This is a genomic window from Streptomyces sp. CNZ287 (assembly GCF_007827615.1).
In genome coordinates this window covers 156,982-183,459 of the sequence record NZ_VISV01000018.1, presented here as the reverse complement: position 1 = coordinate 183,459, position 26,478 = coordinate 156,982, and the positions used below count along the sequence as shown (strand labels likewise).

Genomic DNA, 26,478 nt, shown 5'->3' with positions numbered 1-26,478 from the left:
CGTACGACGTCCTGTCGCAGCGCCTTCTTCTCCGGCCCTTCCGGCATGCCGGAGAGCCGGCGGAACTGTGCGGAGGTGTCGGGTGCGTCGTCGTGCGGGTGTTTCCCGCTCCTTGCCCGGACATGCGCCACGGGGGCCTCCCTCGGGCGAGTTGCGAACGTTCGGTTCTCGCGGGAGGAAGGCTGCGGCCTGATACCGGAGTAGCGGTGGGCGGGCCGCGAACGACAGTCCGGACCGTACGCGGCCGGAGCACCGACGGCTGACAAGCCGTCCGCTCCCGCGGCGTGCCTCTGGTCCGAAGCACTTGAGTCCACCTGCCCGAGGTCCGGCGCCGTAAACGCGAATCGCCCGGCCTACGGCCACACCACACGCCGCATGCCCGGGACCTGAGCGGTCCTTTGGAGGGCTGCGCCGCACACAGGGCCCGCGCCCCTGCCCGTCCTCGTGGGTGCCTTGTGCCGGCCGCGACGGCGCTCACCCGCGCCGGCCGCCGTCCTGGTGCCACCGGGGCGCGTCGGGCGACTCGGCGACCTGGCGCAGCGTGAGGCCGCTGCGGGCGGAGCGGGCCCGCCGCGGGTCCGGCGTGCCGCCGGTGCCGCGCCCGGATCCGGTCCGTACGAGCAGCCACATCGGCTTCTCACCGGAGCCGCCGCCCGGGGCGCCGCCGCGGAAGCGGGTGAGCGCGTACCGGCCGCACAGCTTCCGGCCGTGCAGCTCGAAGGCGGCGTGGCCGTCGTCGATGGCCTGCCCGAACGGCACCGGCTGCCCGCGCCTGCCGTGGCTGAGCGGGCGATAGGTGCCGGTGTCCCAGACGATGACGGTGCCGCCGCCGTACTCCCCCTCGGGGATCACGCCCTCGAACCCCAGGTAGGCCAGGGGATGGTCCTCGGTGGGGATGGCGAGCCTCTTGTCGTGGGGATCGGTGGAGGGCCCCTTGGGGACCGCCCAGGACTTCAGGACGCCGCCGACCTCCAGGCGGAAGTCGAAGTGCACGGTGCTCGCGTCGTGGATCTGCACCACGAACGCCGGCCCGTCCGCGTCACCCGGCGCGGCTTCGCCGCGCGCGGCGGGTTCGCCGCCCGGCTCGCTCGTCCTGTCGAAGTGCCGCTTCTCGCGGCAGGTCCGCAGCTCGTCCCTCTTGCCCACGACAGCCCCTTGCGTCGCCTCGCTCGTTCCGCCTCGGCCGGTGCTCCCGCCGCTCCTTCGCGGCACGTGCGTCCGGGCCTTCATCATCCGCCGGGGCCCGGGTGGTGCGGGCGTGTTACTCCTCCGCCCGGGTGCGGCACGAGCGCGTCGGTGAACGGGCTGGCGAGAGGTCCCGTACGACCGGATCGCGACGGGCTGCGACGGGCATGCGCGGGTCGTGTCAGGTGCCCGTCAGGCGTGTGCCCTCTGCCTGCCCCGCGTCCGGTCCCGTCGTCGTCTGTTCGTGATCGACGCCTACGTCTGCCCACCGGGATCGTCCGGTGGTGGGTGGGGGAGGGCCGGGGGCGCGGGGTCCGGCCGGATCCCGGGCGCTTCGTGCCGCGCCAGGAGGGCCAGGAGGGTGGCCACGGTCAGGCCGGACTCGGCCGGGTGGCGCAGAGGAACGTCCTCCTGGATGCGGTAGGTGTTGGTGCGGCCGTGCCGGGTGCGGGAGAGATAGCCGGCCTGCTCCAGGTCGGCGATGATCCGCTGGCAGGCGCGCTCGGTGAGCCGGCAATGTGCCGCTATGTCACGGATCCGCACCGAGGGGTTGTCGGCGATCACGGCCAGGATGCGGGCGTGGTTGGTGAGGAAGGTCCAGCCGGTGTGGGATTCGGGTGCGGTAGCCATTGCCGGTATCGTACGATGTTTCGTTCGCGTACCGTAAGACACGAAATTCATGTCGCGAATCGTCGTGCGTCATCGAGTGAGGCGAGCAGGAGACCGTCATGCCCTCTCCGCACAGGGACCCCGGGAAGCCCCACACACGGCCTGTGGCCGACAACGACACCACCGCTCAGCCATCACCGCAGCCGGCGGGAGAGCCCGGCACGGCCCTCGGCGAGCTGCCGCCGTGGGTCCGCCACCGGCTGGCCGAGTTGAGCGAGGAGAACGCCCAGCTCAAACAGGCCATCCGGACCAGGCCGGTGGTCGATCAGGCCCGCGGGGTTCTGATGGCCGTCCTCGATGGCGATGCCGACGACGCCTGGCAGGTGCTCCGTCAGACCTCCCAGCACGCGAACGTCCCTCTGCGCGACGTGGCCTCGTGGGTGGTTTCCTCCACCGGGGGCACACCGATGTGCGATGACCTGCGGGTTCCGATGCGCAAGGCGATCGAGCGGGTGTGGAGGCAGCGAGATGGTGAAGGCAGCAGACGCACCGCATCTGCTTCTTGACGAGGTCTGCCGCCTCCTCACCGCCGCCGGCTTCGACGTCACCGCCGGCGGCGGAGAAGGGACGGCGGGCCTGCACGTGCGGCGCAGCGTCGACGCCGTGGTGGTGCGGTGGGAGCCTGGCGCCGCCCTCGATCCCGCCGGACGTGGCCACAACGAGCACGACGGCATCCGGGCGGCCCTGCGTTACGCGCTGCTGGCGACCCTCACCCAGGCCGGCCATGCCGTCGACGTCGACCACGACAGCGACGACGTCCACGTGAGAGAGCCCGTACGAACGGAGCCGGCAGGCGGCTGAGAGCCCGTGGGGCGGCCGCAGGGGAGTCGCGGTCGCGGGAACCGCCGCCCCGGCCCTTCAGGTGGGTGGGTAGGTGGCGGCGGGCAGCCGGTCGATGTTGCCGTGCCACTGGCAGAGCAGGACGGTCGCGTCATCGTCGAGCTTCCCGTCGTGGTAGTCGAGGACGGCGTGGATGAGGCGGCGCAGCGTCTCGGGTACGGGCAGGGCGTCGCTCTGGTGGCGGATGACGAAATCGACGAAGCGTTCGCGCCCGAACTCCCGGCCGTCGGCGTCCCGTGCCTCGGTGATGCCGTCGGTGTACAGCAAAACCCGGTCTCCCGGCTCCAGTTGCACCTCGCACGCGTGGACCGGGAGGCCGAGGTCGGTGCCCAGGGGGTGCGACGGCGGACACGACAGTTCCGACGTCCAGCGTCCGCCCCGGACCAGAACCGGGGAGTGGTGACCGCAGTTGACCCAGGTCAGTACCCCGGTGACCATGTCGAGTTCGGCCAGGATTCCGGTCGCGTAGCGGGTGTGGGTGTAGTGGGCGATGAGCACGTCCTCGATGGCCGCGCACGTATCGGGCAGGCTGACGCCCTGACGGCGCTGGTTGCGGAAGGTGGCCATGGCCAGGTTGGCGGTGAGCCCGGCGGCGGTGTCGTGGCCCATGGCGTCCAGGATCGCCAGGTAGGTGGTCTCGCCGGCGATGCCGTAGTCGAAGGCGTCTCCGGCGGTGGTGTAGGCGGGTTCCATGGCCGCGGCGAGCGTGACCCGGTCGTTGGAGAAGCTCCGGGGCGGCATGAGGGGCCACTGCATCTCCGCGGAAACCGTCATGCTCGTGGTCCGGATCAGCCGGGCGTAGGCGTCGCTGTTGGTTCGCTTGCTCGCCAGCAGCAGGGACACCAGGGAGGTCAGGTCCTGGACCGCCTCCAGGTCCGCGTCGTTGCTGTGGTCGGTGTCGACGCTCAGCACCCCCAGGCGTTCGGCGCCGTTCAGCAGGGGGATCCACTGCCGGAACCGGCCGTGCTCCTCGGTCCGGACCGTGATCAGCCGGGTCTCGGTATAGGCGGTCCCGGGCACGGTGGTGAGGATCCGGAACTCCTGGCCGCCCCGCCCGGCGTCGGAACCGCGCCCGGTCACCTCCCGCAGCACTTCCCCCTGGAGGTCGGCCACGAAGATCCTCGCCCGGTGCAGTCCCGCGGTCCTGGCGTGCTGGGCGACCAGCAGGGGCATCTGTTCGAAGGTGGCCAGATGGCCGGCACGCAGGAGCGCGCGCTGCATCCGCGCGGTGGGCTGGGAAATCAGAAGAAACCCCGGAGAACAGGGACACCCCGAGTTCGCCCGCCTGCGGTCTCGCCGAATGCACGAGAGACCGCTCCCCGGCGTCGGGAGGCGAAAACAAGGAACCGAGCGACTGTTACCAACCGCCAGAGTACGGACCACATGTCCCTGAAAGGCGGTTTTCAGGTTTTACCGAGTGTTGCCCCGTTCGGCGCCCTGATGCCCTGCCCGGTCGCGAACGGAGTTCGGTGATGCGCGCGTCGACGGCGCGCAACCCTGGCGTGAGCGTCGCCGGCCGGTCGTCGGAGGATCGTGACGACCGGCCTGGCCGTGGGGGACGCCCGGGGGGAGTGGGTCCGCTGTCGGGTGCCGCTCGTTCCGATCAGGCGGTCACGGCGTGCACTTGCTTCCACCGCCTATGCCGGCGGCCCAGCCGATGCCTCCGGTGAGGTGCTTGACGAGGTTGTTGTTCCCGCCGTTCTCCGAGTAGGACTCGGCGAAGTGGCCCATGCCGGTGACCCAGATGCGGCCGCCGTCGTACTGCTTGCACCAGGAGATCGGGTGGTCCTCACCCATCGCGTTGGGGCCCGGCTCGTATGTCTCCTCGTCGAGCGTTGCCAGCACGTGCGCGTCGCCGCGTACGCTGCGGGCGAAGTTGTAGTGCTCGTCTCCGAAGCCGAACTCCTTCGGGAGGTTGCGCGTCGACGGGTGGCGGCGGTCCTCGACACGCACCGTGGCGACGTTGTTCAGGTCGCTGGCGGCGTGGCCGGTCATGAGCGTGCCGACCGCGCTGCCGGCCGCGCCGTCCCACCAGTCCCAGGTGGTGACGCCGGCGCCCATGTCGACCGCGTTGTGGTTGGCGGCGATGCCGCCGCCGGCGTTGACGAACCCCCTGATCGCGGCGCGCTGCTCCTCGTCCCACAGCGGGCCCGGGCGGCCCCCGCCGAGCCACTGCGACGAGGAGTTGAAGAGGAAGATCGCGTCGTACTGGGCCAGGTTCTCCGGGGTGAAGACGCGGGGGTTCGCGTCCGGGTGGTCGCAGTTGCCGACGGCCCCGCCGAGGCCGTCGCAGTCCTCTCGTACCGATGAGATCCCGGCCCGATCCAGCGCTTTCTGGATCGGGCCGATGCCGCCGTCGATCGAGCCGGCGTGGCGGTACCCGGTCGTCCCGGTGTAGATCAGGACCTTCGGCTCGGACTTGGCCTCGGCAGGTACGGCCGATGTCGCGACGAGCCCGATCGCCGCCACCGCCAACAACGCACGGTGCACGCCTTGTCGTGCGTAACGCATGGCACTCCCCTCACCTCTGATGTCGTCATCAACTACGGCCTCATTTCGGGGACATGTCAAGACGACCATGCAGGCGGGGAACTCGTCGTGCCGCCGCAAGGTTCCTGCGACCTGGGCTTTTGAGCTGTGCCGCACGTGCCTGTCCGGGCCGGCGCCGGTATGCGAGGCTCTCCGGCAACGCAATCACCCGAGAGGTCCTGAACGACCCGGAACGCACCCGGACGCAGGAGAGTCGAATCCCGGGCGCAGGAGTACCGGAACCCGAACCCGGCACCTCGGTGGTGATCGGCTCACGCATGGTCCGGCTCGCCGCTGCCGGCGACACCGGCGAGGGCGCCGATGTCCGGCTCGGCGGCTACGGGGACACAAGTCGCCGGCCGACCCGGCAAGGCCGCCCGAGGAGTCATGAAGTATCGGTCGGCCCCCTGGCGGGCCGCGGTCGCTCCGGCGCAGCGGAGCGGGCCCCGCCGCGTCTTCTGGATGGAAAGCCAGCATGTCCGTCTACATTCGCCCCAGAACCCACTGGGCGCCGTATGTCGTCGAAGACCCACGTATCAAGGCGCTCGCGGCGGCGCTCGGCCTCCCCGTCGACATGGTGGTGGTGCGCGCCGAGAATCCCCCGCCGAATGACAGGGCGTGGGAGCCGTGGACGGAGGCGTCTTCATCCACCACCGCGGGGAGGGGACCTTCAAGCCCGCCGCGGAGCGCGACTGCCAGAGGGGAATAGCGAAGGTGTGGGCGTCCGGTCATCTCGATGTCGGTGACATTCACTACAACTTCCTGGTGTGCCCGCACGGGGAGATCTACGAGGGCCGGGGGTTCCGGCGAGCAGAGGGGAACGCCGCCGGCTATGTGAACGGTGTGGGGCGCACTACCGGGTTCTATTCGATCTGCGGCCTCCTGCGTTCGGAGGACACCCCGACCCCGAGGCCCGGAGCCGCCCGGAGATCCGGCGCGGTTCCACCGCGGTCAGGCACGCGCAGTGCCTGCTCAGGAATGGGGCGGGCTACGTCAACGTGGAGATCGACGGGATCTTCGGCCGCATCACCGAGACGGCCACGAAGGACGCGCAGAGCCGGTGCGGCGCAGCCGTCGACGGCATCATCGGTCCCGACCCCTGGCGCTGTCTGCACGCGTTCAACCGCTAACCGCCCCTGACGGCGTACGTGACCGGCGGCCCCGTCGCGCCCGACACGCCGTCACCTCCATCCGCCGGTGCACCCCGGCCCCTGCCCGAACCCGGCGTCTGCCACGCGCAGGCGCCGGCAAGCATGCGGTTCACGCTCGTTGAACAGCCGTTTATCGTTTCCTGATCACAGCTTCCTACGCTCGTCCGGCCAGATCCCGCGCCGGGCGGACGAGGCGCGCTGTCGGGCAGGATCCGAACTCAGGCTGGGGGAACGACGTGCTCCGCATTCACTTCACCGATGTGGACCTGGCGAGGACCCGGCTCGCCCCCGCTCCGGACCCCATGTTCGAGATCGCCGCGAGTCTGCACCGGCTGCAGTCCCGCGGGGGCCGGTGGGCCTACGCCGGCTGGTACCGCTCGGCACGGCAACGGCTGCGGGAGGCGGGGCTGGAGCGGGTGCTGCGGAGTGTCCTGCTGCCCCTGTACCCAAGGGCCGCGTACTTCCCGGACTTCCTCACTCCGGCGGATGCGGTGAACGGCCTGGACGCCGGACTGGAGTCGATCCTGGACACGCCTCCGCGACGGGTCGTCGAGGAGATGACCATCCTCGACCGTACCGTCGGAGCACCCGCGTGGGCCGGGCAACTGGCCGGACGGGAGGAGCGCAAGGAGTTCGCGGGCATCCTGCGCGCGTACTTCGACGGCGTCGTCGCTCCCCACGCGGAGCAGGTGCAGGCGCGGATCGAGGCCGAGCGGGCGGCACGCTGCCGCGGGCTCCTCGACGGCGGAGTGGAGGGCATGCTCGCGGGACTCAGACCCATGCTGCGCTGGTCCCCGCCCGTCCTGGAGGTCGCCTACCCCAGGCAGGCCGAGGACCGGGACCTCTATCTGAACGGCCGCGGACTCACCCTCGTCCCTTCGTACTTCAACTGGGGCGAGCCGGTCGCCTTCGCCGACCCGGGACTGCCGCCCGTGGTCTGGTACTCCCTGCTCCACGAGCCCGAAGCCCGCTCCGTGACCGACGGCGCCCCCGAGCAGTCCCTCACCAACCTGTTCGGGCGCGCCCGGGCGGTCGCCCTGCGCGCCGCGTCCGCGGGTGCCACGACCGGCGAGATCGCCCGCGCTGCTGGCGTTTCGGCCTCCGCCGCCAGCAGGCACGCCACCGCGCTGCGCGACGCCGGCCTCATCACCACCGTTCGGCACGGCCCGGCCGTGCTGCACACCCTCACGCCCACGGGCGCATCGGTGCTGCGCGCCGCCATGCGCCGGGCCGAGGACGACGTCACGGGCACCGCCGTCTGAGCCGGCGGCCCCGGCGCCGGGTCCGTGCCCGCGGCATCGCGTCGGCCATGCCGGGCACGACGCCGGCCGGGCAGCCACCGAAACCGGCCGTGACACCCGCTCACGGCGGTTCGTCGCCCAGCAGGACCGCGGCGCCGTACGCGCCCGAGGCCAGGGCCACGGCGGCTGTCATCGCCGCGCTTCTGCTCGCGGGCCGGCGCGCCATGGTCGCGGGCCAGGGGAGCAGGAGCGGGAAGGCCGGGGTCATGAGGCGGCGGCGGGTGATGTCGCCGAACCCGTCCGTGTCCTGGACCGGACTTGCCGCGGCCGTCGCCGGGTCAGCTCCGGTGCCGGTGCTCCTGCCGTACGAGCAGAACGCTCCGCACCAGCGCCCAGACGAGCGTCGCGACCAGCGCCGGCACCCCGAAGAACATCACGAACCCGGCGCCGATGTTGGCGCCGATGCCGCCGGCGGTGAGGATCCGCCAGCCGTACCCGGTGCCGATCCCGGCGAGGACCAGCGGCCCGATCACCTGCCACCACCGCCAGTCGAACCACTCCAGGCAGGTGGCGACCAGGAGCACCAGACCGCAGACGACGGCGACGGCTATCCCGGTGATGCCGAGTGCGGGCTCCAGACCCGGGGGCAGGTCCGGCGGCCGGATGTAGTAGTCCAGGTCGTCGAAGTCCGCGTCCAGCGGACCGATGACCCACCACACCCAGACCGGGCAGGCCAGCACGAGACCCACGGCCGCGACGGCGGAGAGCTGTCTCATGGAGCCATGGTCCGCCGCGCGCGGGATACGGGCATGAGTACGCGTACTCATGCCCGGCGGGGGCCGGGCCGGGAGCGGGAGCGCCGCGAAGTCCTCCTTGGGGGACTTCGCGGGTCGGGAAGGAACCTGTTGTTGCAGGGTTGTTGCCCTACGTGGTGAGGACGCCGAAGGAAAGTCGGTACGCTCCCCGTGACTTCGGGGTGTCGGCAGGATCTCGACTGCCGTGAACAGGGGATGATCACCATGACCAGTGGACCTTCGGCGAACCTTTTCCGGCCGCTCGAGCAGAGCGACCCGGCCGTCGTCGGTGGTTACCGGCTCGCCGCCGTGCTCGGCACGGGCGGGATGGGCAAGGTGTACCTCTCCTACACACCCGGCGGCCGACCCATCGCGATCAAGGTGATCCGGCCCGAGTTCAGTGAGGACCCCGAGTTCCGGCGGCGCTTCCAGCGGGAGGTCCAGTCCGCCCAGCGGGTGCAGGGCCTGTACACCGCGCCGGTCATCGACTCCGACACCGAGGGCGCCCAGCCCTGGCTGGCCACGGCGTACGTACCGGGTCCCTCCCTCGCGCACGCCGTGGCGCAGCACGGCGCGCTGCCGCTGCGCAGTGTGCTGCTGCTGTCCGTCGGCGTCGCCGAGGCGTTGCACGTCATCCACGGTGCGGGCATCGTCCACCGCGACCTCAAGCCCGCCAACGTGCTGCTCGCCTCCGACGGTCCGCGCGTGATCGACTTCGGCATCGCGCGAGCCGCCGAGACCACCGCGCTGACCGGCACCGGGGTGAGCGTGGGCACCCCGTCGTTCATGGCGCCGGAGCAGGCGGCGGCGGGGACGGTCAGCAAGGCGACGGACATCTTCGCCCTCGGCCAGATCGCGGCCTACGCGGCGATCGGCTCACCGGCGTACGGCGAAGGGCCCTCGCACGCGGTGCTCTACCGGATCGTGCACGAGGACCCCGATCTCAGCCGGGTGCCCGCGGAGTTGCTGCCCCTGGTGACGCGCTGTCTGACGCGCGACCCGGACGGCAGGCCCAGCCTGACGGAGATCATCGAGCAGTGCCACGAGATCTCGCCGGAACCGCTGCGGCAGGGCGAGGACTGGCTGCCCCAGGCGGTCGTGGGCTCGATCACCGAGCGGCTGCGGCTGCCGGAACCGGCGAAGACCCCGCCGCCCCAGCCGACCGCCGCGCCGACCCCGGCGCAGGCCGCGCCGCAGCACCCGCCGACCGAGTTCGCACCGCAGCATCCGGCACCGGCACCGGGCCAGATGACGCCGCACCCGCAGGCCGCGTTCTCCCCGACCGCCGCCGCGCCGACGCAGAGCGCGCCGGGGGTCCCCGGAGCGCCGCCGCCGCCCGGGCACCCGATGCAGCCCCCGCCCGGATACCGCACGCCCCCTCCCGGCTACCGCACCCCGCCGCCGGGTGCCCGTCCGCCCTACGCGGCCCCGCCGCCACCCAAGAAGAAGCGGACCGGGCTGATCGTCGCCGCCTCCGTGGTGGGGGCGCTCGTGGTCCTCGGGATCATCGGCTCGCTGCTGCCGGACGGCTCCGACAAGGACAACGAGAGCAAGGCGCCCGCGAGCAGCAGCACCGGCGGCGGCTCGCACAGTTCGGGTGAGGGGGCGGCCTCGGACGCGGAGAAGAAGCCGGTCGACCCGGAGCCGGTCACGTACGAGGGCGTCGACGTGACGCAGAACTACGCCCTCAACCTCGCCGACAACCCTCCGCGGCCGGAGGAAGGCGACGTGGCCTACAGCGGCAAGGACTTGTACTACTACGTCGACACCCTCTTCTCGGACTCCTGGATCGGCACCGACAACGGGAAGTTCATCCTGCTGAACAACTCGGAGCAGGGCTCCCTGGAGACCTGCCGTGCGGAGACCCGCTTCACCGAGAAGATCACTCTCGACCAGGTCGGCGACGGCTCGCAGTTCTGCGTGCTCAGCGACGCGGGCCATATCGCGGTGGCGACGTACCGCGGGAAGCGGGAGTCGGGTGACGCGTCGTACGTCACCTTCGACCTGACGATCTGGCGCAACGCGGAGGAACCCACCACGGAGGACTAGGCCCTTTCCGGCACGAAGTCCGCAGACAGCGGCGCCCGGCGCGTACTCCGCGCCGGGCGCCGCTGTCTGCCGCAAGGAGCCGACGCATCCGCGTCTTGCCCCAACACGCCGCCGTACAGGCTGAGTTGGCTGCCGGGCCGGTCCGGGCGCCCGCGGGGCGGCGCCAAGCACCCTTGCGAGGCGCATTCTTTCGTGGTCCGATATCAACGACCTTGATAGTCAATATCGGTTCCACCGTCGCAAGCGAATCAGTGCCGCCCAAAAGCGAAGCAAGAGGTTCGAATGCGGAACGAAGCGCTGGCGAGCCTCGTCCTCGGTGACGTACTCCGAGAGCGGGCCGAAACCCATCGGACAGAGACCTTCCTCAAATTCCGCGAGGGCGAGGTCACTTACGGCGAGGTCGACTCGATGGCCGACCGCGTGGCCCAGGGACTGGCCACCGCGGGCATCGACCGGGGCGACCACGTCGGCGTGATGCTCCCCAACTGCGCCGACTTCATCCACGTGATCTTCGCGCTGGCCCGGCTGGGCGCCGTCGCCGTGCCGATCAACGTCGGCTACCGCGGCGAACTGCTCCGGCACGTCCTGCACTCCTCCGACGCCTCGGCGCTGATCATCGACGCGCCGTACGCCGACAGACTCCCGGAGGTGGCCCGGCACCTGCCCGACCTGGGCCGCCTCATCGTACGGACGGAAGGCGCGTCCGACGTCCGGCTCGGCGCGCTCGGCAAGCCCGCCGCGACGCTGTCCAGCCTGCTGTCCAACGGCGTGGAGGCACCGCGCGTCGACGTCGGCTTCGGCGACCTCCAGGCGATCATGTACACCTCGGGCACCACGGGTCCCTCCAAGGGCGCGATGATCCCGCACGCTCTGGCGCTGACCTGCGCGCTGGACTCGCTCGACTTCCTCGACCGCTGGGGCAAGACGACGTACTGCCCGCTGCCCCTGTTCCACGCCGCCGGACTCTGGGACGGCGTGATGTCGGCGCTCCTCGCCGGCGGGGCCATCGCCATCGTCGAGCGCTTCAGCGCCTCGCGCTTCTGGGATGACGTGCGCCTGTTCGACGCGCAGGTCGCCATGAGCGTCTTCTCGATGATCCCGATCCTGCTCAACCAGCCGCGCACCGAGCGCGACAAGGAACACCCGCTGGAGACCTTCTACATGGGCAAGTCGAGCCTCGACGAGCCGCTGTGGGAACGTTTCGGCGTCCGCTCGGTGGAGACGTACACCAGCACGGAGGTCGGGATCGCCACCGCCAGCCCGTACGGCGAGTGGCGGCTCGGCTCGTGCGGGCAGGCCCACGAGGAGCGGTTCGAGGTGGCGGTGGTCGACGAGTGGGACCGCGAAGTCGGGGCGGACGAGCCCGGCGAACTGGTCGTACGGCCCAGGCAGCCGTTCGTCATCACCACGGGGTACTACGGCGCCCCCGAGGCCACCGCCGACTGCTTCCGCAACATGTGGTTCCACACCGGGGACCGCGTGTGGCGCGACGCCGACGGCTACTTCTACTTCCTCGACCGGATGAAGGACGCCATCCGGCGCCGCGGCGAGAACATCTCGGCCTTCGACCTGGAGTGCGAGGTCAACCTGCACCCGTCGATCCTGGAGTCGGCCGCCATCGGCGTGCCCTCCGAGCTGGGCGACGAGGACGTCAAGCTGGCGGTCGTGCTCCAGCCGGGAGCGGCGCTGGAGCCCGCGGAACTGGTGGCGTTCTGCGCGGAGCGGCTGCCGCGCTCGATGGTCCCGCGCTACATCGAGTTCATCGACGCCCTGCCGCGCACGCCCACCGACAAGGTCGCCAAGTACCGGCTGCGGGCCGAGGGCGACCACGGCCTCACCCCCGGCACCTGGGACCGGGAGGAGACGCCGTGAACTGGGCGGACACCCCGGAGCAGGCGGCCTTCCGGGAGGAGGTGCGCGCCTTCGTGCGTGACCGCTTCCCGCCTGCCTATGTGCCGGACCCCGAGGCCGAGCAGAGCCTCGAACCCGAGGACGTCTGGGGCTACAACTGGCCGGTCGACCGGCTCTCCGACGACCCGGCGCGGCGCGAGGGGGCCCGCGCGTGGGCGGCGGCCCTCGCCGAGCGCGGGTGGATAGCGCCGCACTGGCCGGCCGAGTACGGCGGCGCGGGACTGCCGGCGCTGGAGGAGTTCGTCCTCCAGGAGGAGATGATGCGCGCCCGCGTCCCGACCGTGAACGGGATCGGCGCCTTCCTGCTCGGCCCGACGCTCCTGGAGCACGGCACCGCCGCGCAGCGCGCCGCACACCTGCCGCCGATCGCCCGCGGCGAGGTTACCTGGGCGCAGGGCTTCTCGGAGCCGGGCTCCGGCTCCGACCTCGCCTCGCTGCGCACCCGGGCGGTCCGCGAGGGCGACGAGGCCACCGGCACGTACACGGTGAACGGGCAGAAGGTGTGGACCTCGCTCGGGCAGTACGCGGACTGGCTGTTCGTGCTCGTACGCACCGATCCGGAGGCGGCGAAGCCGCACCGCGGCATCACGTTCCTGCTGATCGACGCGACCGCTCCCGGGGTGACCATCCGCCCGATCACCGACATCCGCGGGGCGGCGCCGTTCTGCGAGATCTTCTTCGAGGACGTCCGGGTGCCGGCGGCCGACCGGGTCGGCGAGGAGAACCGCGGCTGGTACGTCGCGATGACCGCGCTGAGCTTCGAACGGGCCGGCATCGGCGCCACGATCAAGTACGAGCAGGCGCTGTCGGAGCTCGTCGGCTACGTCGGCTCCGACGAGGGCCGCGCGTACCTCAGGGCCGACACCGGGGCCGCGCTGCGCCGGGAGATCGCCCGCCGCCACACCGAGATCCGGGTGCAGTACAACCTCGCCCGCTACACGGTGTCCAAGCAGGCGGCCGGCGGGGTGCCCGGCTACGAGGCGTCGGTCAACCAGCTCTTCGGCGCGGAGCTGCACCAGCGCCTGGCCCGTACCGGCGCCGCGGCCTTCGGCCGGTCCGCCCAGCTCTGGCAGCGCCGCGACGCCCCGCTCGGCGGCGTCTTCACCCACATGTCGCGCGACTCCGTCGCGTCCACCTTCCTCGGCGGCGCGTCGGAGATCCAGCGCGACGTCATCGCCACCCGGGGCCTGAACCTGCCTCGCAGCCGATAACGACCAAGGAGGAGTCCTCTCCATGTACGAGACCCTCGACCTGAAGATCGAGGAGCGGGTCGCCTGGCTGACCCTGAACCGGCCCGAGAAGCTCAACGCGCTCACCCCGACGACGATGCACGAACTCCGCCGGTTCTTCACCGAGGTGGACGACGACGAGGACGTCTGCGTGGTGGTGCTGCGGGGGGCCGGCGAGCGGGCGTTCTGCGCGGGCATGGACCTCGGCTGGTCGGAGCAGCTCACCAAGCAGGAGCGGGTGGAGCAGGGGCGGCTCGGCGAGAAGACGTTCGCGATGATGGAACGGCTGTCCGTCCCGGTCGTCGCGGCCGTGCACGGCTACGCCGTCGGCGGCGGGCTGGAGCTGGCGCTGGCCGCCGACTTCATCGTCGCCTCCGACGACGCGAAGATGGGCCTGGTCGAGATCACGCTCTCCGCCCGCCCGCCGTACCGGCCGAAGATGACCGAGGACGGCGACCCCGACCAGCCGGAGTTCGGCGGGTCCGCGCCCGGCTGGGGCGGCGTCAAGCGGCTGCCGCGCCGGGTCGGCAAGGCCATGGCCAAGGAGCTGCTCTTCACCGGCGTCCGGCTCGACGCCGCGCGGGCGCAGCGGATCGGCCTGGTCAACGACGTGTATCCGGCGGACGAGTTCGACAAGCGGGTCGGTGAACTGGCCGAGCGGATCGCGGCGATGAACCGGTACAACCTGCGGCTCGTGAAGGAACTGGTCACCAACGAGTACGACTGGATCGAGCCGCACCCGAGCTGAGCGGTGCCGGGCCCGGGAGTGGAAACGAGCGAGGAGGATCTGTGCGGATTTACCGGATCGACCACATCGGCCAGGTCGCACCGGAGCTGGAGCCGCAGGTGGCGCTCCTGGAGGGCCTGTTCGGGTTCCGCTCTACGCGGAGCTGGGAGAACCCCGAAGAGGGCTGCCGCGGCGTACGACTGGAGCTGCCGGGGAACCCGGGGCACACCTGGGAGGTGCTGGCGCCGGCCGGCGAGCGGTCCGCGGTCCAGGAGTTCCTGGACGGCCAGGGCGGCCGCCCGGGACTGCACCACGTCGCCGCGGAGGTCCCCGACCTCGCCGCGGTACGCGCCGAGCTGGAGGCGCTCGGCGTCAAGCCGGCGGCCGGCGGGGACGGCGGCTGGCTGGAGGCGTCGCTGTCGCCGCCCGAGCGCGGCCCCGGCGTGCTGTTCCGGCTGCGCGGCCCCGGCGGCCTCGACCTGTGCGGCGACGGCCCCGCCGTACCGGTGACCGCCGAGCCCCCGGACGCGCCCTCGCTCGGCATCGTCGCCCTCGACCACGTGTGCCAGGCGTTCCCCGACCGCGACGAGCTGGCCCGCTGGTACGAGCGGCTCGCCGGCTTCGTGCAGGTCTGGCGGACGCCCGGGGACGAGCACCCGGACATGGCGGACCTCGTGCTGAACATCCCCGGATCGACGATCTGCTGGGAGGTCATCATGCCGCGCGGCGAGGACTCGTTCATCGAGCGGTTCTGGGACCGCAACGGCGCCGCCGCGCACCACGTGACGTTCGAGGTCGCCGACTGGGACCGGGCGGCGGCGGCCTGCGCGTACCACGGCGTGCCGACGTTCGGCGAGAACGAGGGCAGCACCGACGGCGCCGCCTGGCGCGACACGTTCATCCACCCGAAGCACACCGGCGGCGTGCTCGTGCAGCTCTTCTGGGAGGAACGGCCCGGCGTGTGGGTGCGGTCCGACAAGATCCCGCCGGTGGACTGATGGACCTGACGCTCACCGAGGACCAGGAGCTGATCAAGGACACCGCCCGCGGGCTGCTGGAGTCGCGGAGCGCGAGCGCCGGGGCGCGGGCGGTGGCCGGCGAGCCTGCCGGCTACTCCGCCGCGCTGTGGAAGGAGATGGTCGGGCTCGGCTGGACCGGGCTGGCCCTGCCGGAGGCCCACGGCGGCGTCGGCACCGGGTTCCTGGAGCTGTGCCTGGTCGTGGAGGAGATGGGGCACGCCCTGGTGCCGAGCCCTTTCCTGGCCACGGCGGCGTGCTGCGGGCTGCCCCTCGCCCGGTTCGGCACGGAGGCGCAGCAGGCGCGGTGGCTCGGGGAGATCGCCCGCGGCCGGGTCATGAGCGCCGTGCCTGGCCGCTGGGACGGCACGGGCGGCGAGATCGCCGCGGTCGGGGCGGGCGACGGCTTCGTGCTCGACGGCACGGCGGAGTTCGTGCCGTACGCGCAGGCCGCGGAGGACCTGCTCGTCGTGCCCGGCGAGGGGCCCGCGCTGCTGGTGGACGCCTCGGCGCCCGGCGTCGTCCGCGAGCCGCTCGACGCCGTCGGCGCCGACCGGCCGTGCCGGGTCCGCTTCGACGGGGTGAGGGTGCCCCGCGACCGTGCCCTGCCCGCCGGCCGCGAGGTCGCCCAGGCGATCGACGCGTACGGCGCCGCCGCCACCTGCGCCGCGATGGTCGGCGCGGCCCAGCGGGTCCTCGACCTGACGGTCGCGTACGCCGCGGAGCGGGAGCAGTTCGGCCGGCCTATCGGCTCCTTCCAGGCGGTCCAGCACCACTGCGCGAACATGGCCATCGACGTGCTGAGTTCGCGCTTCATGGCGTACGAGGCGATCTGGCGGCTCTCGGAGGGGCTGGACGCCGCGGCGGAGGTGTCGATGGCCAAGGCGTGGGTGAGCGAGGCGTGCCGGCGGGTCTGCGACACGGGCCACCAGGTGCACGGCGCGATCGGCTTCACGCACGAGCACGACCTGCACTTCTTCTCCGGCCAGATGGCGGCGTGGGCGCTGGCCTTCGGCGATGCCGACCACCACTGGGACCGGGTGGCGGACCACCTGGGCTGGCCCGCCTGAGCGGTACCGGCGCCCGTCGCCCGCCCGGTGCGGGCGACGGGGTGTGCGGCTTTCGCCCTGCGGGACGCAGCGTCGGCGCGCGAGGGCGCGGCCGCGGCGGCTCGGCGGGTCGGGGTCAGTCTCCGGCGGCGTAGTGCAGGAGGAAGTCGCGCTCACGGTCGCGCCCGCTGTCGGGGTCGTGCCTCGGCGTGGCCGGCTGGGTGGCGATCGTGTCGTCCAGCGCGATACGCGGCGGGAGGTGCCGGTAGCGCTCGGATCCCCGCTCCTCGTCCGCGTCGCGGGCCGGGGACTCCTCGTGTCCGGGGAGGCCCGTGGCGATCTCCATGACGACCCAGCCGTTGCCGTCCGGGTCGCTGAACGAGAGGAACGAGCCGTAGCCGCGGCGCCCCGGATCCGGCCCGGAAGCCCCGGCGTCGGCGGCGGTGTGGTGGACGACCTCGCTCGGCCCGGCACCGAGCCGCGTGAGCTCTCCGTACGCGGCGTCGATGTCGTCGACGACCAGGTGCAGGCCCTGCGCCGAGCCCGGCGCCAGGGATGTCACGGAGGTGCCGAAGACGACGGAAGCGGACGAACCCGGCGGGGTCACCTGCACGACCCGGAAGTGCCCGTCCGTGGTGACGTCGGCGTCGAGGCGCCACCCCAGCGCGAGGTAGAAGTCCTTGGCCCGGTCGATGTCGGCGACGGGTATGACGACGACTTCGAGTCTCATGTCCATGATCTGCGCTTCCTTCTCGACGGCCTCGGACACCGTAGTCCTGAGTGGCTATAACGGCCCAGAAGGGGAAGTTCTTCCAGACCGCGGACCCCGCTGCGAGGCGACGTCCCGCTCCCGCCCCTGCCCGTGGCGCACGCCGCCCTGTACATCACTTTCCTGACCTGGGGTTTTCCGGTGGCGGCCTGGCCTGTCACGGGGCCGCGGAAGGAGTGTCCGGCGAGCACGCCCCGTCCTTCGGCGATCTTGGGGTAACGGCGTAGGGGGGCGCGCCAGACCCCCCGTCCCCAGCCCGCGGGTGGACGGGAGGCGGGGGGCGGGGCCGGTTCGGGGTGCGGGTGCGCCGTCGGGTGAGCCTGTCGTGCGCCGGTGCGCGGAGCCCGGCGGTGATGTCAGTGGCGGGTGCGACGATCCGGGTATGACGCACTCCGGGGCCATCGGCGCCTACCGGGACGGTCAGGCAGGCACTTTCGACGACGAAGCCGATCACGGGCTGCGGGACGCGTCCACCCGGGCCGCCTGGGCGGTCGGCTGGACGCGTGGATGCCGCGCCCGGCGGCCGACGTGCTCGACGTCGGCTGCGGGGCCGGCTCGCTGACCTGTCTGCTGGCCGCCGCCGGGCACCGGGTCACCGGTGTGGACCTGGCGCCGCGGATGGTCGGCCAGGCGCGGGCCAAGGTGGCGGCGGCAGGGCTGCGGGCCCGGCTGCTCGTGGCGGACGCCTCGGTTCCGCCGACCGGGGACGAGAGGTTCGACGCCGTGCTCTCCCGGCATCTGGTGTGGACCCTGCCGGAGCCCGAGGCCGCGCTGCGGGAGTGGGTGGCACGGCTCCGCCCCGGCGGGGTGCTCGTGCTGGTCGAGGGGTGCTGGGGCGGCGCGGAGCCGGCCGCCGAGCCGTACGGGCCGGGCACGGGAGTGCTGCCGTGGAGCGGCGGCGTCGGGGCGGAAGCTCTGGCCGGGGCGGTGCGCCCGCCGGTGGCCGGCGTCCGGGTCGAAGACCTCGGCGCCGACGAGCAGTTGTGGGGCGGGCCGGTCGCCGACGAGCGTTACGTCCTGATAGGCAGGGTGTGAACGGGCCGCCTGAGGCGGCCCGTTCGGCCTGCTAAACCTCAGTGCTTCCGAGAGCACCCATCGTGTGGTCTCCATCCTCGTGGGATCTAAGTGGCGGGCGGGGAGGGGACACCGACGTTGGCGCAGTGAGCCGGATGGGTGACCACCGGCCGCACCCGTCGCGCTCGTCACTGGCGCGGCGCAGTCACTCCCTCCCGTCGCGATTCGCGAGGGGACGACTCTTGGAGGCAAGATGTCCGCACAGACGACCCCGGGTCTCTTCCCCGTCCGGGCCGGCGTGGCCGAGCGGGCCGCGCTCACGGCGCTGGTCGACGAGCCGGAGGCACCGTTCAGCGACGCGCCCGTGTACACCCCGCAGGGCGCCGGAGTCCTGCTGCTCCTCGCGCTCCTGTCCCCGAGGGCCCCGAAGGAGTCGCGCCCCTCGTAACGGTCCGCGGACCCGAACTCGAACAACCACGTCCGTGACCGACAGCAGAAGGTGAGCGCCCGATGTCGAATGCCGCGCTGGGGGCCGGGTACGCCGAAGCGGTGGAGCAGTTGGCCGGGCGCGTCCTGGGTGCCCTCCGGGGCACCCGGGTTCCGCTGCCGGCCGTGTCCCACGCGGACCGGCCGGCAGACGCCACCGCGCTGGCCGCCGTGCGCGTCCTGGGACCCGACCTGTTCGCGCCGGCGCTCTTCTGCCGCCAGCCGCTCCCGCAGCCCGACCGGGAGACCCTGGGCTCCGCCCTGCGGGTCTTCCCGCCCCGCCCCGGTGACAGCACCGAGGCGCGCTGGCGCGACCGCACCACCGCCGCGCTGCTCGCCCGCGGCGCGGCCGGGGCCCGGGCGGCGGTCCCGTACGCGGAGGAGGACTCCGAGCGCGCCGCGATCGCCGAGGTGGTGGAGATCGCCGGGTTCGCCGAGGACGCCGAGGACACCGAGTTGACGTGGCAGGAGCGGTCGCAGCGCATGGCGCGGCTCGCCCCGCTGGCGCTTCCGGAGGTGGACGGGCCCTACCAGCAGCGGGCCTGTCTGCACGTCCGGGCGCTCAGCCAGGGCGCGGTCCGCTCCCTGATGCGCCGTGACCACCCCACCGCGGCCCGGCTCGTACGCTGGCTCGCCCTGGCCCAGAGCCGCGGCGCTTCGCCGGCCCTCGACGTCCCGACGGCGCTGGAACACCTGCGCCTGTGGGGCGCCCCCAACGCCCGTACGGCGCTCGACCTCGCCATCGCCGGAAGACTCCTGGCCGCGGCCGAAGGGGGCCCGCGATGACCGCCCCCGGACCGGTGGATCCGGTACGTACCGCGGCGCTGTGCCTGGGCCCCGGCGCCCTGGGCTGGCTGCACCGCAACCGTGCACGGGGCACGTTCGCCGACGGCGCGACGGCCGAACTGGCCGAGCCCGACAGCGTCTACAAGCCGCTGGCCGAGCTGGCACTGGCCGGATCCCTGGTCGTACGCGACGACGCGTTCCCCGCCGCCGAGCGCGACGCGGCCGCGGAACTGCTCGACTTCGCCTGGGACCAGCTCCGCGGCGGCGACCTGCTCTACGAGCGGCAGTTGCGGTTCCCCGCCATGACCGACCCGCTGGAGACGTACGTCCACTTCCACCGCGCCGGCTACCGGCACGAGCCGCTCCAGGAACTGCTCGCCCACCTGACCTCTCTCACGTCCTTCCGCGAGTACGAGCACGTGCCCAACCGCCGCATGGCGGTGGCCAACGCGGCCCGGATCATCGGGGTCGCCGACCGCACCGACGGGCCCGCGCGCACCGCGGCCACCTGGCTCGGGGCGACGCCCGAGCCGTGGACCATGGACTGGATGACGGCGTACCACGTGACCCACACCGTCTTCCATCTCACCGACTGGGGCGCGCAACCGCAGGCCCTGCCGTCCCGCCTGCGCGACTATCTGGCGACCTGGCTGCCGGTGTGGACGGACGTGTGGCTGGAGATCGAGGAGTGGGACCTCGTCGCCGAACTCCTCATCGTCGACGCCTGCATGCCCGAGCCGTCCTTCGAACCGGCCGCCTGGCGGCGGCTGGCCGCCGTGCAGCACGAGGACGGGCTGCTCCCGCGCGACGGCAGGACCGGCACGGACGACGAGGACCGGAGATTCGAGGACCACTACCACACCGCCGCGGTCGCCGCGGTCGCCGGATCCCTCGTGCTCTCGCGCCTGGGCGCCTAGCCGGCGGCGGCGACGTGAACCTCCGTGACCAGCCCCTCAAAGCGGTGGCCGCCGCCGCGGAACCGCGGGCGGCGGTCGTCGTCGCGGTCTTCGCGGGCGGCACGTACCGCGCGCTGTGCCGCGGCGGTGTCGACCGCAAGGGCACCGCCTCGGTCACCGACCGCACGCGCTTCGAAGTCGGCTCGGTGACCAAGACCTTCACCGGGCTGCTGCTCGCCGACACCGCGGCGCGCGGGGAGGTCAGCTTCACGGACCGGATCGCAGAACGGCTCCCGTACGCCGCCCTCCCGCGCGGCCACGGCCGGGCCATCACCTACGAGCACCTGGCGACCCACACCTCCGGCCTGCCCCGGCTCCCGCCCGGGCTGGTGCTCAACGGGCTGCCGTCCTGGTTCGCCAACCCGTACCGGTCGTTCACACCCGAGATGCTGCTGCCCGCGCTCGGCCGCGCCGTCGTGCACCACCCGCCCGGCACCCTCATGCGCTACTCCAACCTCGGCGTCGGCCTGCTCGGCAGGCTGCTGGCCGACGGGGCGGGGACGGACTACGGATCGATGCTCCGCGAGCGCGTCCTCGACCCGCTGGACCTCACCGACACCGGCACCGCGGCCCCGGCCGCCCCGGACCCCGCGTACGCCGTCGGCTACTGGCACGGCCGCCGCCGCCCGCCCTGGGTCATCCCCGCCCTCCCCGGCGCGGGGGCGGTGCGCTCCAGCGCCCACGACCTGATCCGCTTCCTCCGCGCGCACCTCCACCCGGAGGACTCGGACACGCCCCAGCCGCTGCGGATTCCGCTGGCGGAGGCGGTACGGATCCGTGAACTGCCCGCGGGTTACGAGGAGAAGTCGGGCCTGGCGTGGAGCGTCCGCACCCTCTCGGGGGCGACGCTGTACTTCCACAGCGGCACGACCCGCGGCTGCACGGCGTTCGCGGGCCTGAGCCCGGAACGGGAGGTGTGCGTGGTGGCCCTCACCAACTCGGGTGTCACGCTGAGAAGTAGGTTCGTCCAGTCGTCGTATCTGCTGCTGCGGGCGCTGGCGCTGGGCGAGGCCAAGTGACGTTGCGGGGGCGGGGATAGCGGGTGACGGTGCCTTCGGAGAAGTGCTCGACGCCCCGGACGGTGGTGGCCTTCCGGATCACAAACTTGGTCAGGTCGGCCATGTTCCGCAAGGGCGTGAGATCGACTTCCCGGTGATTACGGTGGCACATGACGATGAGGGTCGTGAGTCCGGGAAGTGCCACGGGCACCGGGGACAGATCGATGTCGCCGGGCTGCGAGTAGACGTGGAGCTGGCGGACCTGTGGAGACGGCGGCAGGAGCGCCAGCATCCTCAGGCTGGCCTCGAGTTGGAGCCAAAGGCTCTCGAGTAGAGGAAGTTCGGCCGCCCGGGCGACGCCCTCGACGGGGCAGCAGAGATTGAGGTGGGAGAGGTGTGGCCAGCGCTCGATGCCGTCCAGCCGGAGGTGAGGGGCCGCTGTCGGACCGAGGAGGAGGGAGCAGCCGGGCGGCTGCGCCGCCGCCAGCGGGCAGCGGACCGCGGCCAAGTACTCCTCCGGAGCCGGAAGTTCGCCGCGGCGTACGAGCGTGCGCAGCGGCAGCCAGAACGGCACGCCCCCGCTGAGCTGGCCGAGCCCGCCCGGTAGCGCTCCGTCTGCCGTCGACACCGCCAGCCACTGGAGCAGCGCCGTCTTGCCGCAGCCTGCCAGGCCCCGCACCAGTACCCGCCGCAGCCCCGCCAGCGCCTGCTCGGCGCGCTCCACCCGGACCTCGGTGCGGTGGCCGGGGCCCGCGGCCATGGCGCCGCCGTCGGTGACGGCGGTGTGCAGGGGGTGGCGAGTTCGAGGCTGAGGTAGGCGGCGTCCAGGGGCCAGCGGGCCCGGTCGGGGCGCGACAGGTCCAGGCCGATCACCGAGAGCATGCCGTGGCGTCCGGCGACGTAGCGGCGGTAGCGCTCCTCGAACAACGCCGCCGTGCCGCCCGGGGGAGCCAGCCTCGCCCTGGGCGGCTGCGCTCTGTCGCGTAACTCCAGCAGTTCGCCCGCGTCCGCGCCGAGCGCCCGTGCCGGCTCCACCAGCGTGGTCTCGCTCGGCAGCGCCGAGCCGTTCAGCGCGCGGCTGACCGTCGTGTGCCCCAGCCCCGCCCGCCGCTCCAGACCGCCCATCGTCAGCCGCCGCTCGGCCCGCAACAGCCGTAAGCGCCGCGCCAGTTCCGCCTGCACCTCCCGCTCGTCCCTGCCGTCCGCCCGCACTCCCGGTCCCTCCCCGCGGCCCGTACACCGGTGTTCATCTTCGTACGCTCCGCACTCCCGCGTACGCCGCTCCGGCCATTTTCGTTCCCGACCGCACGGTCTCGCCGGAAGGGGACAGAAACATGCCCGCATCGCCGACCACGCTCACGATCCTCGCGCTCGCCCTCCTCGTCGCCGGCCTGCTCGCCCTCCTGGCCGGCGTCGCCACCGGGCTGCTCGCCCACTGGGACGGCGCCTCCGCTCCCGCCGCCCTGCTGCGCGCCGGTGCCGCCTTCGGCGCGACCCTCACCGTGGCGACCGCGCTGCTCGCCCTCGTCGCCGGCGCGCTGACGTGACTCGCGCTACGCCTCCGGCTCCACCGCCGCCGTCAGCCGCGCCGCCAGCGCCGCGACCGCCGCGCGCAGCTCCGGGCCGCCCTCGACGCGGAACGCGAACGGCATCCGGGCCAGCCAGTCCCGCGCGTACATCGTCGGCGCGCTCGTGCTGCCGGCCAGCACGCAGCCGTCGCCCGCCGCCTCCAGGCGGCCCATCGGCGGCCGCACCCAGCGCGCGACCTCCGCCACCGGGGCGTCGAACGCCACCCGGGTCGGGTACTCCCAGCCCGCGCCGAGGTTCTCCTCCAGCACCGCGACCGCATCGAGGCCGTCGGGCGGGGCGAAGGCGCGGGTCGTCCGGCGGACCTCGCCGATGCGGTCGACGCGGTACGTGCGGATGGCGTCCGCGCGGTGGGAGCGGCACAGCAGGTACCAGCGCCCGTGGCGTACGACCACCGCCCAGGGGTCGACCAGCCCCTCCGACTCCCGCCCCGACTCGCTGCGGTACGTCACCCGCACGCTCGTCCGCTCCGCGCACGCCGCGACCAGCGCGCCGGTCGTCGCCGGGTCGGGGCGGGCCGAGTTCGGGTCGGGGGCGGCAGCGGCGTGGTCCCGCAGCGTCGCCGCCTGCCGGCCGACGCTCTCCGGCAGCACCCGGATCACCTTGTCCAGCGCCTTGCCCACCAGCTCGTCCGCGTCGTCCAGCGCCGCCATGACCAGCGCCAGGGCCTGGGCCTCGGTGAAGACCACCGGCGGCAGCCGCGCGCCGCGCCCCAGCCGGTAACCGCCGTACGGGCCGCGGGCCGACTCCACCGGGACGCCCGCCTCCCGGAGGATCCCGACGTACCGGCGCGCCGCCCGCTCGGTGACGCCCAGCTCGGCGGCGAGTTCGTCCGCGGTCACGCCGGGGCGGGCCCGGAGGAGCTCCGTCGTGCGCAGGGCCCGCGCGGTGGGGCTGAGGTCGGTCGGCATCCGGGCAGGTTATGCGGCCGTGGGGTATTCCGGAAGTGGATTGTCCGGAACCGGTCGTAGCGTGTCGGGTGTCCCACCCCAGGAAGCAGGGAAACGATCATGGACATCTCCCGGTCCGCCGCCGCGCGCCCGCGCGTGCTCGTCGTCGGCGGCAGACTCGCGCAGGTGCGCAAGGCCCGGGCGCTCGGCCTGGACGTCGTGCACGTCCAGTACCCCGACGCGTACGGCAGCGGCCACTGGCCGTACGTCGATCAGGCCCTGCTGCTCGACTACGCCGACACCGGCCGGCTCCTGCCGCTCGTGCGGGCGCTGCACGCGGCGTATCCGGTACGGGCGGCGGTGTCGCTCTTCGAGCTGGGACTGCTGCCCGCGGCCCGGATCAACGAGGCGCTCGGGCTGGGCGGCGAGTCCGTCGAGACCGTGGAACTGCTGCTCGACAAGGGGCGGATGCGCCGGCGCCTGGCCGAGCGCGGCGTCAGCCCGGTGGCCGCGGCGGTCGGCCGGTCGGCGGCGGACGTCCGGGAGTTCACCGCGGCCCACGGGCTGCCGGTCATCGTCAAGCCGGTCCGCGAATCCGGCAGCCTGGGCGTGTTCCACGTACGGGACCTGGCCGCGGCGGACACCGTCGCCGACCGCTTCCGGGCGCTCGACGGCGCGTGGACCGCGCGCGACCTCTCCGACGCCGGCTCCTTCGAGGAGTTCCTCATGGAGGAGTACCTGGACGGACCGGAGATCAGCGTGGAGACCCTGAGCTTCGACGGCCGGCACGTGGTGGTCGCGGTGACCGACAAGGAGACGGGCGGCGCCGGCTTCGTGGAGATCGGCCACGCGCAGCCCAGCGCGGTCGCGCCCGGCACGCTGCGCGACGTCACGCGGCTGGTCGCGGACTTCCTCGACGCCGTCGGGCTGCGCAACGGCCCCGGGCACACCGAGGTCAAGCTCACCTCCCGCGGCCCGCGGATCGTCGAGTCCCACAACCGCGTCGGCGGGGACCGCATCAACGAGCTGACCGAGATCGCCTACGGCGTCGACATGGAGAGCCACGCCCTGGCCGCCGGGCTCGGCGTCCTGCCGCCGCTGACCGCGGCGCCAGAGCCGCGGGGCGGGGCGGCCGTGCGGTTCCTCACCCCGGAACCCGGCCGCGTCGTGGCGGTGACGGGCGCCGACGAGGTGCGCGCCGACCCCGCCTGCGTCGAACTCCGGCTCGGCGTGCGGCCCGGCGCCGTGGTGTCCCCGCTGACCTGGAACGAGGACAAGGCCGGCCACGTCCTCACCCGCGGTGCCACCGCCGCCGAGGCCGCCGCCCACGCCCGCCGCCTGGCCGCCGCGGTCCGGATACGCACCGAGCCCGCCCCGTGACCGCCGCCCCGCGGGGCCTTCCGGACGCCGCCGAGCAGCGGTTCCGCGACGCCCTGCGCGGTCTGCCGGGACGGGTGTGGATCGTGAGCCTCGGCATCCTGGTCAACCGGGTCGGCAACTTCCTGCCCGTGTTCCTCGTGCTCTACCTCACCGGGCGCGGTCACTCCGCCGGCGCCGCGGGCCTCGTGCTCGGCGTCTCCGGCCTCGGCAACGTGCTCGGCAACACGCTCGGCGGCTACCTCGCCGACACCCTCGGCCGCCGCTGGACCATCGTGCTCTCCGGCGTCACCACCGCGGGGCTGACGGCCGCCGTGCCGTACCTCGGGCCGCTGTCCGCCATCGTCGCCGTCGTCGGGCTCATAGGCGTCACGTCGCACGTCTACCGCCCGGCCGCCGCCGCGGCGCTGCTCGACTCGGTGACGACCAACCGGCAGCGCCTCGCCGCCTTCGGCGTGTTCCGGGCCGCGATGAACACCGGCGCCGCGCTCGGCGGAGTCGCCGGCGGCGTGCTGGCCGGCGTCTCGTACACGCAGCTCTTCCTCGCCAACGCCGCCGCCTCCCTGCTCTTCGGAGTGGTCGCGGCGGTGCTGCTGCGCGACGCGCCCCGCCCGCGGGCGGCGGAAGAAGAGCAGGCCGAACGGGCCGCCGGATACCGCCGGGCGCTCGCCGACCGCCTCCTGCTGCGCTTCCTGCTGATGACCGCGGTCGCCGAGTTCGTCTACATCCAGTCCACCGTCGGCCTGCCCCTGCACGTCACCGACGCGGGGCTCGACGCCCGCGACTTCGGCCTCCTCATCGGGCTCAACGGCCTGCTGGTGCTGGCCCTGGAGCTGCCCGCGACGGGCGCGGTGGCCCGCTACCGGCCGGAGCACGTCCTCGCCGCCGGGAACCTCCTCGTCGGCGCAGGGCTCGCGCTCACCGGGCTGATGACGGACATGACCCTGCTGGCGGCGACGGTCGTGGTGTGGACGTGCGGGGAGATGATCACCAGCTCGGTCTCGTACGCCTACCTCGGCAGCCTGACCCCGCCGCACCTGACCGGCCGCTACCAGGGCCTGCACGGCGCCGCGTACACCGTGGGCACCGGTGCCGGGCCGCTCCTCGGCGGCGCCGCGTACGCCGTCGGGCCCTGGGCGCTGTGGAGCCTGGTCGCCGCCGCCGGGGTGCTGTCCGCGTACCTCTGCCTGCCGCCCCGCCCCGCCCCGGCCGGCTGACGCCCCCA

At 73.1% G+C, this 26,478-nt stretch carries 26 protein-coding genes and 3 pseudogenes; 18 read left to right on the top strand and 11 right to left on the bottom strand.

The window, feature by feature from the left end; translation table 11 throughout:
• The 3 genes and pseudogenes from FB457_RS36465 to FB457_RS27800 form a co-directional block, all read right to left on the bottom strand.
• Positions 1-131 (bottom strand): annotated as a pseudogene (locus tag FB457_RS36465) (B/F/G family RNA polymerase sigma-70 factor); the annotation flags it as partial.
• A 343-nt stretch (positions 132-474) separates the two neighbouring features.
• Complete coding sequence (locus tag FB457_RS27805) at positions 475-1,146, bottom strand: DNA polymerase ligase N-terminal domain-containing protein (RefSeq protein ID WP_047019443.1); 672 nt, start codon at positions 1,144-1,146, stop codon at positions 475-477.
• A gap of 294 nt (positions 1,147-1,440) precedes the next feature.
• Entirely contained in the window at positions 1,441-1,815 is a 375-nt protein-coding gene (locus FB457_RS27800) for a helix-turn-helix transcriptional regulator (protein WP_078898575.1), read from the bottom strand.
• 143 nt (positions 1,816-1,958) lie between these two features.
• On the opposite strand from FB457_RS27800, the gene FB457_RS27795 reads away from it, so the two are divergent.
• Together FB457_RS27795 and FB457_RS27790 are read left to right on the top strand one after the other, a co-directional pair.
• A complete protein-coding gene (locus tag FB457_RS27795; RefSeq protein WP_253911549.1) occupies positions 1,959-2,360 on the top strand; it encodes an ANTAR domain-containing protein in 402 nt (133 codons plus the stop codon).
• Positions 2,323-2,655 carry a hypothetical protein gene (locus FB457_RS27790; RefSeq protein WP_047019445.1) on the top strand — a complete coding sequence of 111 codons (333 nt, stop codon included), beginning with the start codon at positions 2,323-2,325 and terminating at the stop codon, positions 2,653-2,655. The genes FB457_RS27795 and FB457_RS27790 overlap by 38 nt, the downstream gene beginning before the upstream one ends.
• A gap of 57 nt (positions 2,656-2,712) precedes the next feature.
• On the opposite strand, the gene FB457_RS27785 is transcribed toward FB457_RS27790, so the two are convergent.
• Positions 2,713-3,915, bottom strand: a complete 1,203-nt coding sequence (locus FB457_RS27785) for a PP2C family protein-serine/threonine phosphatase (protein WP_047019446.1) — start codon at positions 3,913-3,915, stop codon at positions 2,713-2,715.
• Between the two features lie 390 nt (positions 3,916-4,305).
• Positions 4,306-5,205, bottom strand: a complete 900-nt coding sequence (locus FB457_RS27780) for a ThuA domain-containing protein (RefSeq protein ID WP_253911550.1) — start codon at positions 5,203-5,205, stop codon at positions 4,306-4,308.
• 785 nt (positions 5,206-5,990) lie between these two features.
• On the opposite strand from FB457_RS27780, the gene FB457_RS27775 reads away from it, so the two are divergent.
• Positions 5,991-6,353, top strand: a complete 363-nt coding sequence (locus FB457_RS27775; RefSeq protein WP_078898577.1) for a peptidoglycan-binding domain-containing protein — start codon at positions 5,991-5,993, stop codon at positions 6,351-6,353.
• Between the two features lie 257 nt (positions 6,354-6,610).
• The gene (locus tag FB457_RS27770) at positions 6,611-7,636 is read left to right on the top strand and encodes an ArsR family transcriptional regulator (RefSeq protein WP_047019449.1); all 1,026 of its coding nucleotides are present in this window, start codon (positions 6,611-6,613) and stop codon (positions 7,634-7,636) included.
• 100 nt (positions 7,637-7,736) lie between these two features.
• On the opposite strand, the gene FB457_RS35430 is transcribed toward FB457_RS27770, so the two are convergent.
• Positions 7,737-7,883, bottom strand: a complete 147-nt coding sequence (locus tag FB457_RS35430; RefSeq protein ID WP_164492620.1) for a hypothetical protein — start codon at positions 7,881-7,883, stop codon at positions 7,737-7,739.
• 70 nt (positions 7,884-7,953) lie between these two features.
• Entirely contained in the window at positions 7,954-8,391 is a 438-nt protein-coding gene (locus tag FB457_RS27765; protein WP_047019450.1) for a hypothetical protein, read from the bottom strand.
• Between the two features lie 234 nt (positions 8,392-8,625).
• Between FB457_RS27765 and FB457_RS27760 the strand changes: the two genes are divergently transcribed.
• The 6 genes from FB457_RS27760 (at position 8,626) to FB457_RS27735 (ending at position 16,411) form a co-directional block, all read left to right on the top strand.
• Positions 8,626-10,458 carry a protein kinase domain-containing protein gene (locus FB457_RS27760; protein WP_145783648.1) on the top strand — a complete coding sequence of 611 codons (1,833 nt, stop codon included), beginning with the start codon at positions 8,626-8,628 and terminating at the stop codon, positions 10,456-10,458.
• Between the two features lie 282 nt (positions 10,459-10,740).
• Positions 10,741-12,330: an AMP-binding protein gene (locus FB457_RS27755; protein ID WP_047019452.1), complete on the top strand. Its 1,590-nt coding sequence runs from the start codon at positions 10,741-10,743 to the stop codon at positions 12,328-12,330.
• Positions 12,327-13,580, top strand: coding sequence for an acyl-CoA dehydrogenase family protein (locus FB457_RS27750; RefSeq protein ID WP_047019453.1), 1,254 nt, complete (start codon positions 12,327-12,329; stop codon positions 13,578-13,580). The genes FB457_RS27755 and FB457_RS27750 overlap by 4 nt, the downstream gene beginning before the upstream one ends.
• A 22-nt stretch (positions 13,581-13,602) precedes the next feature.
• Entirely contained in the window at positions 13,603-14,346 is a 744-nt protein-coding gene (locus tag FB457_RS27745; RefSeq protein WP_047019454.1) for an enoyl-CoA hydratase/isomerase family protein, read from the top strand.
• A 41-nt stretch (positions 14,347-14,387) separates the two neighbouring features.
• Entirely contained in the window at positions 14,388-15,323 is a 936-nt protein-coding gene (locus FB457_RS27740; RefSeq protein WP_047019455.1) for a VOC family protein, read from the top strand.
• On the top strand, positions 15,323-16,411 hold the full coding sequence (locus FB457_RS27735) for an acyl-CoA dehydrogenase family protein (RefSeq protein WP_145783646.1): 1,089 nt from the start codon (positions 15,323-15,325) through the stop codon (positions 16,409-16,411). Before FB457_RS27740 ends, FB457_RS27735 begins: the two co-directional genes overlap by 1 nt.
• A gap of 115 nt (positions 16,412-16,526) precedes the next feature.
• Here FB457_RS27735 and FB457_RS27730 read toward each other — a convergent pair whose 3' ends face one another.
• Entirely contained in the window at positions 16,527-17,159 is a 633-nt protein-coding gene (locus FB457_RS27730) for a VOC family protein (RefSeq protein ID WP_486589149.1), read from the bottom strand.
• A gap of 382 nt (positions 17,160-17,541) precedes the next feature.
• Between FB457_RS27730 and FB457_RS27725 the strand changes: the two are divergent.
• The 5 genes and pseudogenes from FB457_RS27725 (at position 17,542) to FB457_RS27705 (ending at position 21,420) form a co-directional block, all read left to right on the top strand.
• Positions 17,542-18,194: pseudogene (locus tag FB457_RS27725) on the top strand (class I SAM-dependent methyltransferase).
• 232 nt (positions 18,195-18,426) lie between these two features.
• Entirely contained in the window at positions 18,427-18,621 is a 195-nt protein-coding gene (locus FB457_RS27720) for a hypothetical protein (RefSeq protein ID WP_047019457.1), read from the top strand.
• A gap of 62 nt (positions 18,622-18,683) precedes the next feature.
• Positions 18,684-19,445: a hypothetical protein gene (locus FB457_RS27715; RefSeq protein ID WP_253911552.1), complete on the top strand. Its 762-nt coding sequence runs from the start codon at positions 18,684-18,686 to the stop codon at positions 19,443-19,445.
• On the top strand, positions 19,442-20,362 hold the full coding sequence (locus FB457_RS27710) for a DUF6895 family protein (protein ID WP_145783645.1): 921 nt from the start codon (positions 19,442-19,444) through the stop codon (positions 20,360-20,362). Before FB457_RS27715 ends, FB457_RS27710 begins: the two co-directional genes overlap by 4 nt.
• Positions 20,363-20,376: 14 nt before the next feature.
• Positions 20,377-21,420: a serine hydrolase domain-containing protein gene (locus FB457_RS27705; RefSeq protein ID WP_047019459.1), complete on the top strand. Its 1,044-nt coding sequence runs from the start codon at positions 20,377-20,379 to the stop codon at positions 21,418-21,420.
• On the opposite strand, the gene FB457_RS36460 is transcribed toward FB457_RS27705, so the two are convergent.
• Together FB457_RS36460 and FB457_RS36455 are read right to left on the bottom strand one after the other, a co-directional pair.
• Positions 21,347-22,159, bottom strand: coding sequence for an NACHT domain-containing protein (locus tag FB457_RS36460; RefSeq protein ID WP_347615280.1), 813 nt, complete (start codon positions 22,157-22,159; stop codon positions 21,347-21,349). The two genes, FB457_RS27705 and FB457_RS36460, sit on opposite strands and share 74 nt — an antisense overlap.
• Positions 22,160-22,446: 287 nt before the next feature.
• Positions 22,447-22,524, bottom strand: a pseudogene (locus FB457_RS36455) (hypothetical protein); the annotation flags it as partial.
• Between the two features lie 209 nt (positions 22,525-22,733).
• Here FB457_RS36455 and FB457_RS27695 point away from each other — a divergent pair.
• Entirely contained in the window at positions 22,734-22,946 is a 213-nt protein-coding gene (locus FB457_RS27695; RefSeq protein ID WP_145783643.1) for a hypothetical protein, read from the top strand.
• A gap of 6 nt (positions 22,947-22,952) precedes the next feature.
• Here FB457_RS27695 and FB457_RS27690 read toward each other — a convergent pair whose 3' ends face one another.
• Positions 22,953-23,897, bottom strand: coding sequence for a WYL domain-containing protein (locus tag FB457_RS27690; protein WP_145783641.1), 945 nt, complete (start codon positions 23,895-23,897; stop codon positions 22,953-22,955).
• Between the two features lie 99 nt (positions 23,898-23,996).
• Between FB457_RS27690 and FB457_RS27685 the strand changes: the two genes are divergently transcribed.
• Both FB457_RS27685 and FB457_RS27680 read left to right on the top strand, forming a co-directional pair.
• Positions 23,997-25,256, top strand: coding sequence for an ATP-grasp domain-containing protein (locus FB457_RS27685; protein WP_145783639.1), 1,260 nt, complete (start codon positions 23,997-23,999; stop codon positions 25,254-25,256).
• Positions 25,253-26,470, top strand: a complete 1,218-nt coding sequence (locus tag FB457_RS27680; RefSeq protein ID WP_145783637.1) for an MFS transporter — start codon at positions 25,253-25,255, stop codon at positions 26,468-26,470. The genes FB457_RS27685 and FB457_RS27680 overlap by 4 nt, the downstream gene beginning before the upstream one ends.
• Positions 26,471-26,478: the final 8 nt, after the last annotated feature.

What these genes read in the sequence shown, in the direction of transcription:
- FB457_RS27800 (WP_078898575.1), bottom strand. Translation starts at nt 1,815, where the DNA reads ATGGCTACCGCACCCGAATCCCACACCGGCTGGACCTTCCTCACCAAC.
- FB457_RS27790 (WP_047019445.1), top strand. Translation starts at nt 2,323, where the DNA reads ATGGTGAAGGCAGCAGACGCACCGCATCTGCTTCTTGACGAGGTCTGC.
- FB457_RS27785 (WP_047019446.1), bottom strand. Translation starts at nt 3,915, where the DNA reads ATGCAGCGCGCGCTCCTGCGTGCCGGCCATCTGGCCACCTTCGAACAG.
- FB457_RS27780 (WP_253911550.1), bottom strand. Translation starts at nt 5,205, where the DNA reads ATGCGTTACGCACGACAAGGCGTGCACCGTGCGTTGTTGGCGGTGGCG.
- FB457_RS35430 (WP_164492620.1), bottom strand. Translation starts at nt 7,883, where the DNA reads ATGACCCCGGCCTTCCCGCTCCTGCTCCCCTGGCCCGCGACCATGGCG.
- FB457_RS27765 (WP_047019450.1), bottom strand. Translation starts at nt 8,391, where the DNA reads ATGAGACAGCTCTCCGCCGTCGCGGCCGTGGGTCTCGTGCTGGCCTGC.
- FB457_RS27760 (WP_145783648.1), top strand. Translation starts at nt 8,626, where the DNA reads ATGATCACCATGACCAGTGGACCTTCGGCGAACCTTTTCCGGCCGCTC.
- FB457_RS27755 (WP_047019452.1), top strand. Translation starts at nt 10,741, where the DNA reads ATGCGGAACGAAGCGCTGGCGAGCCTCGTCCTCGGTGACGTACTCCGA.
- FB457_RS27745 (WP_047019454.1), top strand. Translation starts at nt 13,603, where the DNA reads ATGTACGAGACCCTCGACCTGAAGATCGAGGAGCGGGTCGCCTGGCTG.
- FB457_RS27735 (WP_145783646.1), top strand. Translation starts at nt 15,323, where the DNA reads ATGGACCTGACGCTCACCGAGGACCAGGAGCTGATCAAGGACACCGCC.
- FB457_RS27720 (WP_047019457.1), top strand. Translation starts at nt 18,427, where the DNA reads ATGTCCGCACAGACGACCCCGGGTCTCTTCCCCGTCCGGGCCGGCGTG.
- FB457_RS27715 (WP_253911552.1), top strand. Translation starts at nt 18,684, where the DNA reads ATGTCGAATGCCGCGCTGGGGGCCGGGTACGCCGAAGCGGTGGAGCAG.
- FB457_RS27710 (WP_145783645.1), top strand. Translation starts at nt 19,442, where the DNA reads ATGACCGCCCCCGGACCGGTGGATCCGGTACGTACCGCGGCGCTGTGC.
- FB457_RS36460 (WP_347615280.1), bottom strand. Translation starts at nt 22,159, where the DNA reads ATGGCCGCGGGCCCCGGCCACCGCACCGAGGTCCGGGTGGAGCGCGCC.
- FB457_RS27695 (WP_145783643.1), top strand. Translation starts at nt 22,734, where the DNA reads ATGCCCGCATCGCCGACCACGCTCACGATCCTCGCGCTCGCCCTCCTC.
- FB457_RS27690 (WP_145783641.1), bottom strand. Translation starts at nt 23,897, where the DNA reads ATGCCGACCGACCTCAGCCCCACCGCGCGGGCCCTGCGCACGACGGAG.
- FB457_RS27685 (WP_145783639.1), top strand. Translation starts at nt 23,997, where the DNA reads ATGGACATCTCCCGGTCCGCCGCCGCGCGCCCGCGCGTGCTCGTCGTC.